Origin of the sequence: Pseudoalteromonas atlantica (genome assembly GCA_007988745.1) — a bacterium.
GTDB lineage: Bacteria > Pseudomonadota > Gammaproteobacteria > Enterobacterales > Alteromonadaceae > Pseudoalteromonas > Pseudoalteromonas atlantica.
Window position 1 is genome coordinate 1 of sequence record BJUT01000045.1, and the last position, 15,340, is coordinate 15,340.

General features: G+C 36.9%; 15 protein-coding genes. 5 read left to right on the forward strand and 10 right to left on the reverse strand.

From position 1 onward, the window contains the following. Nucleotides 1-43 precede the first annotated feature (43 nt). From rfbD to wecA (PAT01_RS15585), 10 genes are all read right to left on the reverse strand, one after another. Nucleotides 44-958 (reverse strand): dTDP-4-dehydrorhamnose reductase, encoded by a 915-nt coding sequence (gene rfbD, locus PAT01_RS15540; protein ID WP_138577099.1) that lies wholly within the window; start codon nt 956-958, stop codon nt 44-46. A gap of 13 nt (nt 959-971) precedes the next feature. Next, a complete protein-coding gene (rfbC, locus tag PAT01_RS15545; RefSeq protein WP_138577097.1) occupies nt 972-1,523 on the reverse strand; it encodes a dTDP-4-dehydrorhamnose 3,5-epimerase in 552 nt (183 codons plus the stop codon). A gap of 90 nt (nt 1,524-1,613) precedes the next feature. Then, nucleotides 1,614-2,525 (reverse strand): glucose-1-phosphate thymidylyltransferase RfbA, encoded by a 912-nt coding sequence (gene rfbA / locus PAT01_RS15550; RefSeq protein WP_154945771.1) that lies wholly within the window; start codon nt 2,523-2,525, stop codon nt 1,614-1,616. A gap of 120 nt (nt 2,526-2,645) precedes the next feature. Continuing rightward, nucleotides 2,646-4,121, reverse strand: coding sequence for a KpsE/RkpR family capsule polysaccharide export protein (locus PAT01_RS15555; RefSeq protein WP_154945772.1), 1,476 nt, complete (start codon nt 4,119-4,121; stop codon nt 2,646-2,648). A 2-nt stretch (nt 4,122-4,123) separates the two neighbouring features. Then, entirely contained in the window at nt 4,124-4,774 is a 651-nt protein-coding gene (locus tag PAT01_RS15560; RefSeq protein WP_138577091.1) for an ABC transporter ATP-binding protein, read from the reverse strand. Nucleotides 4,775-4,794: 20 nt separating this feature from the next. Beyond that, nucleotides 4,795-5,580, reverse strand: coding sequence for an ABC transporter permease (locus tag PAT01_RS15565; RefSeq protein WP_138577089.1), 786 nt, complete (start codon nt 5,578-5,580; stop codon nt 4,795-4,797). A gap of 3 nt (nt 5,581-5,583) precedes the next feature. Continuing rightward, on the reverse strand, nt 5,584-7,269 hold the full coding sequence (locus tag PAT01_RS15570) for a polysaccharide biosynthesis/export family protein (RefSeq protein ID WP_154945773.1): 1,686 nt from the start codon (nt 7,267-7,269) through the stop codon (nt 5,584-5,586). An 8-nt stretch (nt 7,270-7,277) separates the two neighbouring features. Further along, entirely contained in the window at nt 7,278-7,667 is a 390-nt protein-coding gene (locus PAT01_RS15575) for a hypothetical protein (RefSeq protein ID WP_248443205.1), read from the reverse strand. 45 nt (nt 7,668-7,712) lie between these two features. Further along, nucleotides 7,713-8,750 (reverse strand): UDP-N-acetylglucosamine--undecaprenyl-phosphate N-acetylglucosaminephosphotransferase, encoded by a 1,038-nt coding sequence (gene wecA, locus PAT01_RS15580; RefSeq protein ID WP_138577085.1) that lies wholly within the window; start codon nt 8,748-8,750, stop codon nt 7,713-7,715. Between the two features lie 136 nt (nt 8,751-8,886). Further along, complete coding sequence (gene wecA, locus PAT01_RS15585) at nt 8,887-9,942, reverse strand: UDP-N-acetylglucosamine--undecaprenyl-phosphate N-acetylglucosaminephosphotransferase (protein WP_138577083.1); 1,056 nt, start codon at nt 9,940-9,942, stop codon at nt 8,887-8,889. Between the two features lie 524 nt (nt 9,943-10,466). On the opposite strand from wecA (PAT01_RS15585), the gene PAT01_RS15590 reads away from it, so the two are divergent. The 5 genes from PAT01_RS15590 to PAT01_RS15610 are packed head-to-tail and all read left to right on the forward strand — an operon-like array spanning nt 10,467 to nt 15,279. Then, on the forward strand, nt 10,467-11,372 hold the full coding sequence (locus PAT01_RS15590; protein ID WP_154945774.1) for a Wzz/FepE/Etk N-terminal domain-containing protein: 906 nt from the start codon (nt 10,467-10,469) through the stop codon (nt 11,370-11,372). Continuing rightward, nucleotides 11,372-12,202: a glycosyltransferase gene (locus PAT01_RS15595; protein ID WP_154945775.1), complete on the forward strand. Its 831-nt coding sequence runs from the start codon at nt 11,372-11,374 to the stop codon at nt 12,200-12,202. Before PAT01_RS15590 ends, PAT01_RS15595 begins: the two co-directional genes overlap by 1 nt. 8 nt (nt 12,203-12,210) lie before the next feature. Further along, nucleotides 12,211-13,260: a glycosyltransferase gene (locus PAT01_RS15600; protein WP_096739037.1), complete on the forward strand. Its 1,050-nt coding sequence runs from the start codon at nt 12,211-12,213 to the stop codon at nt 13,258-13,260. Then, entirely contained in the window at nt 13,257-13,982 is a 726-nt protein-coding gene (locus tag PAT01_RS15605; protein WP_096739036.1) for a WecB/TagA/CpsF family glycosyltransferase, read from the forward strand. The genes PAT01_RS15600 and PAT01_RS15605 overlap by 4 nt, the downstream gene beginning before the upstream one ends. Next, on the forward strand, nt 13,969-15,279 hold the full coding sequence (locus PAT01_RS15610; RefSeq protein WP_154945776.1) for an O-antigen ligase family protein: 1,311 nt from the start codon (nt 13,969-13,971) through the stop codon (nt 15,277-15,279). The genes PAT01_RS15605 and PAT01_RS15610 overlap by 14 nt, the downstream gene beginning before the upstream one ends. Nucleotides 15,280-15,340: the final 61 nt, after the last annotated feature.

Genomic DNA, 15,340 nt, shown 5'->3' on the forward strand with positions numbered 1-15,340 from the left:
TTTGTGTGTTTAAAAACAAATTTACCACCGAGACGCTGAGCCTCTACGAATTAGCTTTTTGCGCTAGCTCGTCTAGCATATTACTTAACTGTGCACGCCAATGTATTGTTTGTACGCCACTAACCTGCTCTGCTTGAGCTTTATTTAAAACACTAAACGCGGGGCGCTTTGCCGGTGTTGGGTAACTAGTTGCCGGTATCGGGCGTATAGGTATTTCTTTATTTAGCAACCCCTTTTCCAACGCCAGCTCTTGTATTGCCACGGCAAAATCGTACCAAGAAGCAACACCTGCATCGGTCCAATTTAAAATATCTGCTTTATTGTCATTTTGTGTTGAATTTATACTATTTTTTGACATTATTTGCACAATTAAAGCCCATATAAATTCAGCAAGACCTTTAGCCCAAGTAGGAGTTCCTACTTGGTCTGCCACTATACCTAAATGCTCTTTTTGTTGCATTAAATTCAACATGCTTTTTACGAAATTATTGCCAAAAGCCGAGTAAACCCACGCAGTGCGCACAATTATAGCTTGGCTGCCTAATACATTCTTTATTGCTTGCTCGCCTGCTAACTTCGATGCACCGTACACACTTAATGGGTTGGTTATGTCGTTTGCTTCGTAGGGGGTGGTTTTTGTTCCATCAAACACAAAATCGGTTGAAACATGAATCAACTTCGCGCCAATTGTTTTACACACAGTAGCTAAATTAGCAGCGCCCTGCTCGTTTACAGCATAGGCAAGCTCGGTTTCGGTTTCGGCTTTGTCTACCGCAGTATAGGCTGCAGCATTAATAACTACATCAGGTGAATGTGCGATTAACACTTCGTTTAACATAGCTATGTTGGTTATATCTAACGCTTTACTATCAAATAATTCTATCTCTGCATTCGCAGGACTTAGCTTGGCCAACTCGTTGCCTAACTGGCCATTTTTACCTGTTACTATTACTTTCATACTTTACTAGCTTTTATAAGTTAAACGTGGGCGCATCATTTAATGCAAGGCCAGCTTCATCTTTAGCTGAAAGCTGCGGAACTTTTCCACTTACTAATGGCCAAGCTATATTTAGAATTGGGTCATCCCACTTTATCGACACCTCTGCGCTTGGGTTATATACGTCTGTACATTTATATACAAACTCAGCGCTTTCGCTGGTTACATAAAAGCCATGAGCAAACCCTTCTGGCACCCATAGTTGGCGTTTGTTTTCAGCCGATAATAACACTCCGACCCACTTCCCAAAACTTGGCGAGTTTTTACGCATATCTACTGCCACATCAAATACTTCACCTTGGGTAACACGTACTAACTTACCTTGAGTGTTTTGTGTTTGGTAGTGTAAACCTCGCAGAGTACCGTGTGATGATTTACTATGGTTTTCTTGTACAAAAGTACGCTCACTACAGTGTTCGTTAAATAGCTCAGTGCGAAATGTTTCCATAAAAAAACCTCGCTCATCACCAAAAACTTTTGGCTCTATAATTTTTACATCTGGTATTATTGTTTCTATAAATTTCATATGTATTACTTTGATATTTTGAAAGGCAGAGTGAACAGTTTAAAGCAAATAAATGAATTTTTATTTGCTTTAAACTTATATGCGAAGCTTTTAAAAGACTTTTTGATCAAGTATATCTAAAAGGTATTTGCCATACCCTGACTTTTTAAGCGGTTTGGCTAATTTTTTTAACTGCTCGGCATTAATATAGCCCATACGGTAAGCAATTTCTTCTGGGCAGTTAATTTTTAATCCTTGGCGTTTTTCTATAGCGCGAATGAAATTAGCGGCATCGAGCAGGTCATCGAGCGTGCCGGTATCTAGCCATGCAGTCCCTCGTCCCATTATCTCAACATTTAGTTCTTTTTTTGCTAAGTACTGCTCTATTACATCGGTAATTTCTAGCTCGCCACGTTCTGATGGCTTTACGTTTTTAGCAAACTCAACCACACGATTGTCAAAAAAGTATAACCCCGGCACGGCATAATTAGATTTAGGCTTAGCTGGCTTTTCTTCTATTGATATTGCTTTGCCGTTTATGTCAAATTCAACCACACCATAAGACTCTGGGTTAGCTACATGGTAACCAAACACGGTAGCGCCATTTTCACACTGTGTTGCATTTTGTAACGATAGCGATAAGTCATGGCCATAAAATAAGTTATCGCCTAGTACTAATGCTGCACTTTGGCCTTGTAAAAAGTCTTCGGCTAATAAAAAGGCTTGCGCTAGACCATCAGGGCTTGGTTGCTCTACGTATTCAAAACTAATGCCCCATGCACTGCCATCGCCTAGTAGCTCTTTAAATCGTGGTAGCTCAGCAGGGGTGGCAATAATTAAAATTTCGGTTATGCCAGCAACCATTAATGTGGATACAGGGTAAAAAATCATCGGTTTATCGTATACAGGCATTAACTGTTTACTTACCACTTTTGTAAGTGGGTACAAACGGGTACCCGAACCTCCTGCTAAAATTATCCCTTTACGAGCTGTTTTTTGCTTTACAGCAGTTACTATATTCATGTCATACCTAGTTTATAAATTATACTTCATTAATGTAATTTAAATTTTGTACTAAATTTGACTACTAAAACTTAAATTATTTAAATTATTTTGACAATTGTATGCTTTTTTAGCTTAACCCTATCTGAGCTCTTTTGCCGTCGCGAATAAAATTTTACCTATTCCATAAATCATGGTTTGTAATACCGCGAACAGTAAAATATTGTAAAGAGTTTTCGGGTACTGATTATCTTCTGGCAATGTGGGGGCCTCTACTACTACTAAATATTTTAGCTGTCTGTAGGCTTCTATACGTGCTTTGTCTAGCGAAACTTCTGATGAGGTATAGCCTTGTACAGCAAGCTCTAGCTCAATTTTTAAATCAGCAAACTGAGCCAATACTTCACTAACTGCTCTTTCATTAAGTTTGCTGCTAGGTGCTAGGTGGTTGCTATTTGCAGTATCACCTTGTTGTGAAAGTCTTTCACGCTCTAGTTCAAGTTGATTCTTTAAGGCGCTTAGTTCTGCCTCAAGCATTACAACTTGTGGAGCTTTATCCGTCATCGTTGTTCGAAGGCCTTTTAGCTGAGCGCTTTTAGTTGCTATTTCGCTTTCTAATCCATAAGTAATTTTTTGTAGTGCCAAACCCTCTGCCTCTGGGTCAAGCAAGTTATTCTTTTGCTGAAACGCCAAAATTTTACTTTGTGCATTACGTAGGCGTTGTTCTACTTTGTTATGCTCTGTTTTTATAAATTTAAGTTGTGCATCTGCTAATTGGTGCCCAATAGAGTTTATATACCACTCAGCGCGGTTAACTATAGTTTGTGTTAATTGTTTGGCAAACTCTGGTGTAAACCCTTGTACTAATATTTTTATAACCCCTGAATTTTCATCAATCTCAATTGTGGTGTGATCTTGATAATACTTGAGTAAATCTTCAATACTTGCATTAGCACTTAAGCGAGAAAAAATATCCCCGCCTTCGTAATAGTGTTGCTTAATATTACTATGCGTTTGCAAATAATTTAGCATGTCTTCAGAGTGAATATACGCTTTGGCTATCTCGGTATCTGCGGTTGAGCTTGAGCTCACCCCTAAACCACTGAGTATCGCCATTGAAGGATCCATAGTTGCCATGCCATCTGGCTGCTGAATAATAAGCTGCGCCCTACTTTCGTACCTTGGCGCAGCCCACACCAGCTGATAAAGCGCAAATAATAAAAATGGTACTAACAAAAATAAAAACCAAGGCTGCGTATATGTTTTAAAGCGTGGCTTTTTACTTAGCTCTGCATAAAAACTGTGTGCTTTTAAAAAATGTCTATTTTTATTTAAATTGTCGGCATCACTTTTTTCTGTAGATGAGCTTGTTTGCGTTTGCTTTGCTTTGTCCGCTATTTTTGTTGATAAGCGCTCAAGTTCTTTATTTATTTGCTCACTTTGGGGTTTTAAATTTCGGGCACGCTGCATAATTCGACGAGCTAAATATATGTCTTTTGGCTCTACTTGCTTGGCAAGGCCGATTAATTTTTCGCCATCGTCCCAAATAACTTTATCGGTTTTTAAACCAATATCTTGAAAACGTTGCTCTATTTTATCTACCGCTTGTTGACTCATAGTTATAATGCCTGGTAATGAGCAATTCCTTGCTCTAAATCGTTGTAAAAAGTGAGTTCGCCTTTATGGAGCACAATTGCACTGTCGCAAAAGTGACGTAGTTCGTCCATCTCGTGGCTAACCATAATAACATTGGCGCTTTTACTTTTTTGTGTAAGCGCTTGGCGTGTTTTATTTCTAAAATTAGCATCACCTACCGATGTAACTTCGTCGATTAAGTAAACATCAAAATCGATTCCTATTGAGCAGGCAAATGCTAAGCGAGGTTTCATACCACTTGAGTACGTATTTACAGGTAGGTCAAATTTAGGGCCTAACTCTGCAAATTGCCGCACCCTACGTACATATAAATCTAGATCGGCCACACCATTGATCATGCCTATAAACCGAGCGTTTTCAGCGCCACTCATTTGTGGGTGTATCCCCGTTGTAAGTGCTACCGGCCACGACAAGTGTAAATCGGTAATAATTTCCCCTTTATTGGGGTATTCACTGCCGGCAAGCATTCTAAATAACGTAGATTTACCCGCCCCATTTGAACCCAAAATGGCAATATTATGACCACTAGGTATTTCAAAGTTTAAGTTTTTAAAAATGTACTGGTTCCCTAGTGTAGATGGGTAGTACTTAGTTACATTATGGAGCTTAATCATTATTTAACCTTGTACTTTATTTAACGGCTAATTGCCTGTTTCCACGACACATGATACGTTGCTATTGAAAAAAACAATAAAACTAAGGCTGATGCAAATAAATAAAATTCACTTACCCCATCGGTATTGTAGGTGTTATATGCAGCATGGCGCGAAAGCTCTATTGCATGCAATATTGGGTTCCAATTTACATACGCCCAATATTCTTTAGGGATATCTTGCATCGAAAAAAACACGCCAGATATAAAGAATAAGGGCCGCGTTAATACAGATTGAACTTTTCCTACCTCTGGTATATAGCATTGACTGATTGCAAACAGTAAACCCAAAGATAATGCTATGAACCAAACAGTAGCTGCGTTAAACAGCAAAAAAAGAGGATCGTCGATTCGGATATCAATACGTAGAAAAAACATCAACAGGATTATTAAAGCAAAAACTGCAATTTTCACTAAAAAATAAAAACAGCCTATAGCAATCGCACTACTTATAGGTTGTACCTGTCTAAAAGCGAATAGAGCTTTATTTTTCTTAAATGAGTTGGAAACATTCATAAACGTGTCTAAAAACAGTTGTATGAGTAGCATTCCATACATCATAAATTCAAATGTTGGAACAGTATGTGATTCATTTCCTTCTATCATGCCACGCAAGTAAGACAATAAAAATATAAAGCTGAGTGGTTGAAAAACCGCCCAAGCCAACCCTAGCCTATCGTTGAAGCTGGTACGGATTTCGCGAACAAACAGGGCAAATATAACATCGCGCCATATTGCCCAATTGTTGCGTTTAATTACTGCAGTCATTGATTAAGTAGCTACATTTGCAGCAATGGCAATTTGATAAATAATTTGCGTTATATCTTTAACCGATTGCATTAGTTTTGTATCTACTTTAGGGAGTACTAAAATTTGATCGCCTGCCTTAAGTGGGCCACTTGCATTAAGGTCAATCATTCCATTTGGGTGAATAACCATAATTTGTTCAAAGTTAGCTCGCTCGCTATAGCCGCCCGCCCACGCTACGTAGTCTTCTATGGTGGCTTGTTCGTTATATACCAGTGATTGTGGCATTAATACCTCACCACTTACATGCACTAAATCTGTTTTAGCGGGAATATGAACTACATCACCTTGTTCTAGGCGTATGTTTGCCACTTTACCACCATCAGCAATAACAACCTTACCTAACGGCACGGCTTTACGTGCTCGCTCGGTAAATTCTAAAATCATTCGGCCTTCTTCGGCTCTAATTTTAGCTTCGCCGTCTGATGAAGCTGGTGCTGTAAATACACTTCGCTCTAGCCTATCTAACGATTGCTCTATCATTTCTTTTTGTTTAGCCGCTACACTTTTACGCTGGATATAAATGGCTTGATAATCAGCAAGGTCTTTATCAATTTCGATATTAGCTAGGAGGTCATGAAGACGTGTTTCTTTTTTAACAGCAAAGTACGACGGCCCTAAATAGCTGCCTGCGACTTGTATATCTAAAACTTGAGCACGTATGTCGTCATTAAATATAAGTTTATCACCATCTTTTAGCGTAAAGTGTTTAAATTCACCGTATGGCAAGTACACAGAAAAAGGCCCGTCGTTTCTATCCCCTGAAATTGCTACGTGGCTTACTTTAGCCATAGGTAGTGCAAACTCAGCTAATTGTTCGCCAGTTGCTTGGCTGCCCTTAAATTCAAACCTAAATGGAGCTCGTACACTCCCTGATACAACTACGGTTGCTTTTTGACGCTCTACTAAAATTACGTCACGGTCTTTAAAATTAAATTTGGGGAGGTAACCTTTTAAAATAAAGTCATATAGGTCAATATTTTGGATTACTTTATTGTCTCGTAATACTTTTATGCTGCGGTAACTACCGCGTTCAGAGTCTATACCACCTGCGCGTTTGAGGTAATAAAGTATGCTATCTGAGGCGATACCGGCATATTGCCCCGGGCGAGCAACACTACCGCTTATATAAACGCTAACCGGTGTAGCGGTAAGCAAGTTTACGTATATCTCAACGCTCTTTTTATATACTTGCTTAATTTTTTTTGTTACGTAGCTATTTAACTGGCTGGCTTTAACGTCTGCTACATATACTGGGCCAATGTTAGTTATAAACAAATTACCCTGATTATCTACAGTAATAACCTCTGATTGGTTAATTGCACCCCATAACCATATTGATACTTTATCTCCTGGTGCTATCGTATAGTCGTCATTTAGGCCATCTTGGCGTTCGCTTTCATAACCCCCAGCAAATAAGTTTGCACCGTAAGGTGGCGGTAAACCAGCCTCTGCAGAAGGTAGCAATTGCGAAGCCGACATTTCGCCCGGTAACATAGTCCCTGCGCGAGGCTGCGAATTGTAGGTACCGTTTTCTAATTGGTTTAACGAAACTTTTTCAGCAGCATATGCAACATTTGTCACTTGTAAGCTTATAGCTAACAAGACCAACGCATAAATTGATTTTAAATTATGGATAAAAGTGTTCATAGCAGCCGTTAAACTCCAAAGCTAATTTGGTTATTTTTATTTTCGATAACTTGCGGGGTCATAGACCATTGCTGAGTTTTTTCGTTTTTGCATACTGTTCGACGCTCTTTTTTTACTTTGTTGTTTTCATCACTTAAATATATTATGCGGCACTGCGTGCCTAAAGCAGATGTATATTTTTTTCCTAAGAGCATCATTGTCCCATTGTAAATACTAACATATCCTTGTGGGCGGCCTTGAACTGCTTTATCTAGCTCACTAGGCAATGCATCTACTTTATTAGACTCTATAGGTTTATCAATAAGGGCAACTGAAGCTTTTATAACTGGAGGAGACGAAGTACAACCTAGTGTAAATAATAGAGGTGTAAGCAACGCAATTAAACTTTTATGTTTCATTTTATAATTCATAACCTTACGTATTAGAAAATTAGCAAACTAATGCTAACTATTTTTAAGCTCAATTTTATTCCATACACGCTGTGTTATAGCAGCATAACAAATAAATAAAATAATAAATGTGACTAGCATAATCCATTCAGGCACTAGAAATATATCAGCAGCACACCCTAGCACAGCCAGTAACGAGGCAAAACTAGAAATACAAATAAGTGCTGACGTACGACTATACCCTGCAGCCTCAAATAAATGATGTAAGTGCTGACGATCAGCAGAAAAAGCGGAGTTTCCAGATTTTAACCTGCGTATTATCACAGTAGCCATATCTAAAATAGGCACCCCCATTATATAGAGAGCGGTTACAGGCTTGAATGCAGGAGTTTCTAAGTTGACGCTTAATACCATTAACCACACCAATGATAAACCAATGAGCATGTTACCTGAGTCACCCATAAATATTTTTGAAAAAGACTTATGTAGATTTAAATTAAACATTAAATACGCAAGTAATGAGGCTATAAATAAAGTGGGGAGTAAAAACCAGTCATTTGCTACCCTGTTTAAAAAAAATGCTATAGCAGCAAAAGCAATTAAGCTAAGCGCACCCGCAAGCCCATCGATTCCATCCATCATATTTATTGCATTAATGCCGGCAATAATCGCGACTATGGTTACAACTATTCCAAATGTTCCAAGCTTAATTTCGAAATCACCTAAAAGATAACCAAGGCTATTTAAGTGCGTTTCAGTGCCAAATATCATTAAAGAGGCAACAATAACTTGCGCAACTAACCTCGTTTTTACAGATAAGTCGTAACGGTCGTCTAGCACCCCTAAAAATAAAACTAAGGCTGCAGCGACTAAATATATATTTAAATTTCGGCTATGCTCAATAAATAACACTGATGCAAGCATAATAGACAAATATATAGCTATACCACCTACTAAAGGTATGTGCCCTTCATGTACTTTGCGTGCGCATGGATAATCGACTAGGCCTGTTTTTATAGCGATAGGATTTACAATCTTTATTGCTACAAAAGATAATATAAAAGATATTGTTAGAGGTAACCAAAAGTCCATATTTAGGCCATTGAGACTGTTTAATCTTTATCAGGTAAATGTATATGCGCTTAAACAACTTTTATAGGGTTTGCATTAACCTACTAAAAAAGCCTTCATTAGAGCGTATGCTAAGCCCATTAAACTGTAAACTCAATTAAATTTGCTTTGTAGTAAAACGCCTAACAAAAGTAAGTACCTTCCAGATGTGTAATATAGTAACACTGTAAATTAAGAATAAAATAATAAACCCAAAAAACATTACAAACTCGGGTACATTAAGTAATTCTGCTATCACACCTACGCCTGAAAAAAGTACACTTAAAGTAAATATAATTATCAAAGCTGAACGTGAGCTAAACCCAGCCCGAAGAAATATATGGTGAAGGTGATCTCTATCAGCATGAAAGGGAGATCTCCCCTTTTTTATACGCCTAACAATAAGTGCGGCCATATCCATTAATGGTATAGCGACTATCCATAAGGCAGTAACAGGTCTAAAGCTTGCCGATTGTCCTTGAGTGTTAGTCACTAGTAACCATACAACCGTAAAACCTATAAACATACTACCAGCGTCTCCCATAAAAATTTTTCGATAACGGGTTCCACAAAAGCCTAGGTTAAAAATTAAATATGGAATTAATGCAACTACAATTAACACGGTAAATAGGTTTTCTTTTTGGTTTAGCAGTAACAAAAGTGCAATTGCACCTAAAGTATTAATGGCCATAGCCCCTAAGAGGCCGTCTATCCCATCGACCATGTTAAAAGCGTTTATTAACCCAATGACTGCTAAATAAGTAAAAAAGATACCAAAATAACCTAACTGTACATCACCAAAATAAAAAATATCGCCAAGTTCTACAATATAATTATCTATTGCTATTATCATGAACGTTGCAACAATAATTTGGAAAACAACTCTAAATTTCACGCTTAATTCGTGTTTATCATCCATCACACCAAGCAAAACCATTAAACCAGACGCACATAAATAGCTCGTTAGTTCTTGATTAAAAGGCAGCCAGATACTGCATGAGATAGCAACACTTGCAAAAACAGCGACTCCACCAATAAGCGGTACGTGTCCATCATGGTGTTTACGCTCATTTGGTTTGTCGACAAGATTATACTTAACTGCAAATGGTCTAAATAATTTAATGGAGCAAAGCGACAGAACAAATGATGAAATAATAGCTAAAATAAATTCCATACGCCCTCCTATGCTGTGTAATATCTTAATGATAAATTATTAGTACTCATGAAAACCCATTTTTATTGTTACGCGCAATCTTAAGCGATTTATAGTATTTTTCTATAAATACGTGACTACTAACTTATGGCGCTTTTAAATGCGGATAAACCAATTGATATGAATATTATCAACAGATTCCTTCCCTTAAGCTTAAAGCATCCTGCTTTAAATTAACCCTAACCACTACTGCGTATCTAAACTTAACGCACCCATAAAATGAGTGGAGTTAAATTCTACTTTAAATCAAATAGTCGGAGATTCTAACATAGCTTTTTTTGTAAATCACAACTGTTTACACTGAGCTTGCAATTTACGAAAGCTTTTCAACTAAAGTCATACATTGAGTAGCTATTACGTTTTAATATCTCTTTTTACCCTACGTGTATTTACAAGCGCACATTTGAGCTATGGCAACCTAAATAAACTTAGGTATAATCCCTCCACTAAAATCAAGTACGTCACTAATTAAGCAGGGAAAAATAATGGGCAACGCTGATAAAGCTTTTGAGAGCTTACCGCCTCCAGAACTGAGTGAAATAATAAGCTCTATATGGTCTTTTAAACTTTATATCTTTGCAATTTGCTTTGCCTGTGCAGTTATCTCTTTTTTTGTAGCCATAAATACTCCCAATACCTACAGAGCTGAAACATTACTAGCCCCAACACAGTTGCTTCAAGGGCAAAGCTCACAAATGGACTCACAGCTTGGAGGTCTTGCTTCTCTTGCCGGTTTAGGTGACTTAACAGATGACGACTTTAAAACAGAAGTTGCCCAAGCAAAAATGTTAACCAAAGAGTTTGTATATGCGTTTATAAAAAAATACGACCTAGTTGCTCCTCTTATTGCCGCTAAGAGCTGGAATAAAGAAGAGCAGTCATTTACATACGATTCAGAAATATACGACACTAACAACGCTAGCTTTTTACTCCCAGAAGATACAAACCCATATTGGCTTGCCTTTAAAAAGTTTGAAAGCAACCTGCTAATAGATACAGAAAAAAATGGATTGGTGAGAATCTCTTATGAGCATATATCTCCTGTACTCGCGCAACAAATTGTGACCAATTTAGTTAAAGATATAAACGCACAAATGCAAAGTTATGATATAGAACAAGCAGATAAAAGCATACATTACCTCAACGAAAAACTAACACAAACTCGTATTGCGGATATGGAAGCGGTTTTTTATAGGCTAATAGAAGAACAAACTAAAACAAAAATGTTAACCGAAATAAAAAGTGAGTATATATTTACTACTTTGGATCCGGCTATTATTCCTGAAGAAAAGGCAGGTCCTAAACGTGCTTTCATTATTATAGTAAGCATTTTTTTAGGTGGTATTTTTGGAAGTTTTATAGCCCTAATTCGCTTTTATAAGGCTCGCTAATGCAAGCCCCTTTAATAACAGTTTATATGCCAACGCATAATAGGCTTAACAACCTAAAACGTGCTGTACAAAGCGTGCTTAGTCAGTCTTACTCTCAGTGGGAGCTTATTATAGTCAACGATGGTTCATCTGACGGAACCTTTGACTACTTAAATGAGTTAGCGCTCACTGACCCACGCATTATTGTTTTTCATCATGAAACAGCGCTTGGCGCCTGCGCTGCTCGTAACAAAGCAATTAACACAGCCTCTGGTGAATTTATAACAGGCCTTGATGACGACGACGCATTCACATATGACAGGCTTTCCTATTTTATGGATAACTGGTCTGATTCATACACCTCGTTATGTACTCCTGTAACCGTATGTAAAAGCAACTCAAAAGTTGAGCACAATTTCTTTATAGGCGAACTTACCTTAAACGATATCCTTGTAGTGAATAAAGTAGGCAATCAATTGTTTTGCAAAACTGAAAACCTTAAAAGTATTGGTGGGTTTGATACTAAGTTTAAAGCATGGCAAGATTACGACACGTGGATTAGATTTTTCAAACATTATGGCACCGGCCTAAAACTACCTAAATCCACCTATCTACAATATGAAGAACTATGTGATACAAGTATAACGCGCTCTCCAAACAGGCTTACAGGATTTAAGCAGTTCTTAAATAAACACTCACTATTAATGGACAATAAGCAACTAAACGCCATGAAATGTTGGGAAGCAATTATATGTGGCAATTGGGTGTCGCTTAGTTTGCTAATAAATTCACATAAAGATATTTATAAGTATGCACTGCTTCACAATATGAAAAAATTACTGGGACGTTAGGTGTTAACATGCACATTTTTTTTGTTTTTGAAGACTTTTGCTTAGGTGGTGTAGAAAGGGTAACCGAGCAGCTTATAACCGGTTTGCAATCAATTCATAACTGTAATATTACGATTGTGTGCGAACAAAAAAGTGGCGACTTAACGGCTCGTTTTAAAGAACTAGCGCCAATTTACGAATTGGGTAATAAAAATAAATTTATAAATTTTCGCCAAATATCGCTCGACTTAAATCCCGATTTAGTTGTATTCACTAAAGGTGGGCTATCTAAATATGGATTATTTATATCTAAAAAAATAAAAAAAATAGCCATACAGCATACACCTATTAATCTTCCTCAGGAGAGCAGATTTAAAAATGTCGTTAGGCGCTTAGGTGCCACATTCCTGTACTCCCAGCTGGACGCTGTAGTTTGTGTATCAAAAGGTATTTTAACAAACTTAGTAAAACTAAATGTTGTATCAAAAAATAATGTGCATTGTATTTACAACCCTGTACTAGATGAGTCAATTAAACAATTAGCAAACAAAGAAGTTAAATACAGTGATTACTTTGTGTGTGTTGGTAGATTACATCATCAAAAAGGTTACGATTTACTTGTTGATGCGATTGGCAAGGCTAAGCAAACAAACCACGTAATAAAAGTCGTAATTATTGGCGATGGTCCTGAGCTTAAAAATTTAAAAAAACTGATAAGCGATAAAAGTTTAAGTGACAATATAATTCTTCATGGTTCAACAAATAACCCATATAAATATATTGCCAATGCAAAGGCAATATTACTGACCTCACGATGGGAAGGCTTACCCACTGTTTTAGTCGAGGCCGCTTATCTAAATACACCAATAATAACGTTTGATTGCCGATATGGCCCTAAAGAGCTGACTAACAATGGTAAAAATGGCTATTTAGTCGACTTTTTAGATACAGATCAACTTGTAAAAAAAATAATCACTGTAAACGAAAAAAGAAACCTATTGCCCTCACCTGCCGTGGATGATTTTTTATTACCTGCAGCCACACAATACTATTACACATTATTCAAATCACTATTATGAACGAACAGCTTAATAATAAAATACACTCTGGCGATCGCTTTATTGATATTCAAAACAGTGCATTTGAATCAAAAAATTCAACTGTCATTTCGTTTCTCAATCCCTTTTCGTATTACGAAGTAGTTAAAGAAGAAAGTTTAATTAATGACGTTGATATTTATTTTTCTGATGGCGCTTTGCTATGCATTCTTCACAACTTATTTTTACCCAAAATAACCAGGGCAAGCTTTGACTACAGCTCAATTGCGGAGCCTTTCTTACAGTATGTAGCAACAAAAAATAAACGCATTGCAATTATAGGTGCCACTACTGACGAAAATACACTGGCCGTTATTAACCTAAAAAAGCAGTTCCCTAACTTGAATGTTGTGTACCAGCGAGATGGATATATCAATGACCCAGATAAGACAATTAATGAGCTTAATTTGCTAAAGCCTGATGTTGTGTTAGTCGGTATGGGTACTCCATATCAGGAACATTTTTCTATAAAGGTAAAACATCAACTGATTAAATCAGCTGTTATTATTACTTGCGGTGGTTTCTTAACGCAAACATCCATAAAACCCGATTACTATCACCCTTTAGTGAAAAAGCTTGGGTTAAGATGGCTACAACGTATGGTATTGCACAAGCATGTGCGCGACAGAGTATTAAAAAAATACCCTAAATTTACAATAAGCTATTTATATAAAATGATTGGGTTTAAGTTTGCAAAAAAATAATGTTCCTCTAAACACTGCACAATGGCTAGTGCTATCGACATTATTTGTTTTATGTTACTGGCCTACGTACTTTATTTTGTCTATAGAACCGGCTGTAATGCAGAAGTCTTACTTTTTAGTTATGCTTGGTTATTTAGTTTTTGTAGTGTTTGCTACAAGGACTACAGCCACAGTCCCGAATGTGGCCTATATTTATTGCCTTCCACTTTTTGCAATGATAATGAGTTTCCCTTTTTCTATTGAGGAGTTATCGAGCTTTCACTTTTCTGTCCTAATAAAGCCTATTTTACTATTTTCATATGTTATTTGTTTCTATTCGTTACTTGCGGAAAATTTCGGCTTTAATGGTGCTTTAAAAGTTAAGCAAGCTTTAACTTATATCTTTCTCATCCAATTAATAGTTATTGTATTGCAAATAGTTTTTGGTGATATTACAGCATTGAAAATACTGAGCTTCAAGGACGTTTATAGTGGCTTTGGTTTTAGAGCCCCTGGCACTTTTGACTGGGTATATATTACCTGTTATTTCTTAAGCTTTTTTTTAGCGATTCATATTATTGAGTTTTTCTTTGGTAAAAAAAGGAAAACAGCAGCTCTATTTGTAACTTTAAGTTTGTTGGCCATATTTTTATCTCAATCCAAAACTGGTTACTTAGCCACTATAATAATTGCATTATACTTTACGCTTTTATCTATAATTTTAAGACTAGGTATTGCAAAGAAAATTTTTTTAAGCATGCTTATTCTTTTTACATTATTTATACTTTTTATTATTTATTTTGATATTAATCTTGATTACATCACGAGATTTATAGATCTACTCCAACAGGGGCATTTAGATGGCTCTACATCGACTCGAAAAAGTCAAACTCTACTTGCCTTAGATGAGGGGTTTAAATACTGGCATAGAGGCTCTCCACTAGCTTTACAAGGCATGATCATTGAAAACAGTTACTTAGATTACCTATTTCGCTATGGTCTGCTTGGTTTATTCGCTTTCACTTCTATGATTTTTATTTTTTATTTTTACTCACTCATGGTTTGCATTAAGTGTAAAAAGCTTTTTGATAAACAGTTAATTACTTTTGAGCTATTTCAATTAAGTGTTGGATGTCATGTTAGTTTTTTTGCCGCGTCATTATATTCATTTACAGGAACACCAGTGGATGCATACCGCTCAGCTTTGTGGTCAAGCTTTGTAATTGCTCTATTAGCTTTCATCAATAAATTGATTAAAGCAATAGCGATTGTGCCTGAAAACGACCCCTCAGCTTTAATTGCAAGGGAGTGCCAGTAATCAAGCCCTGTAACGCCAGCTAAATATACGACGACACTACGTAATAAACAGAGTGAAGCTA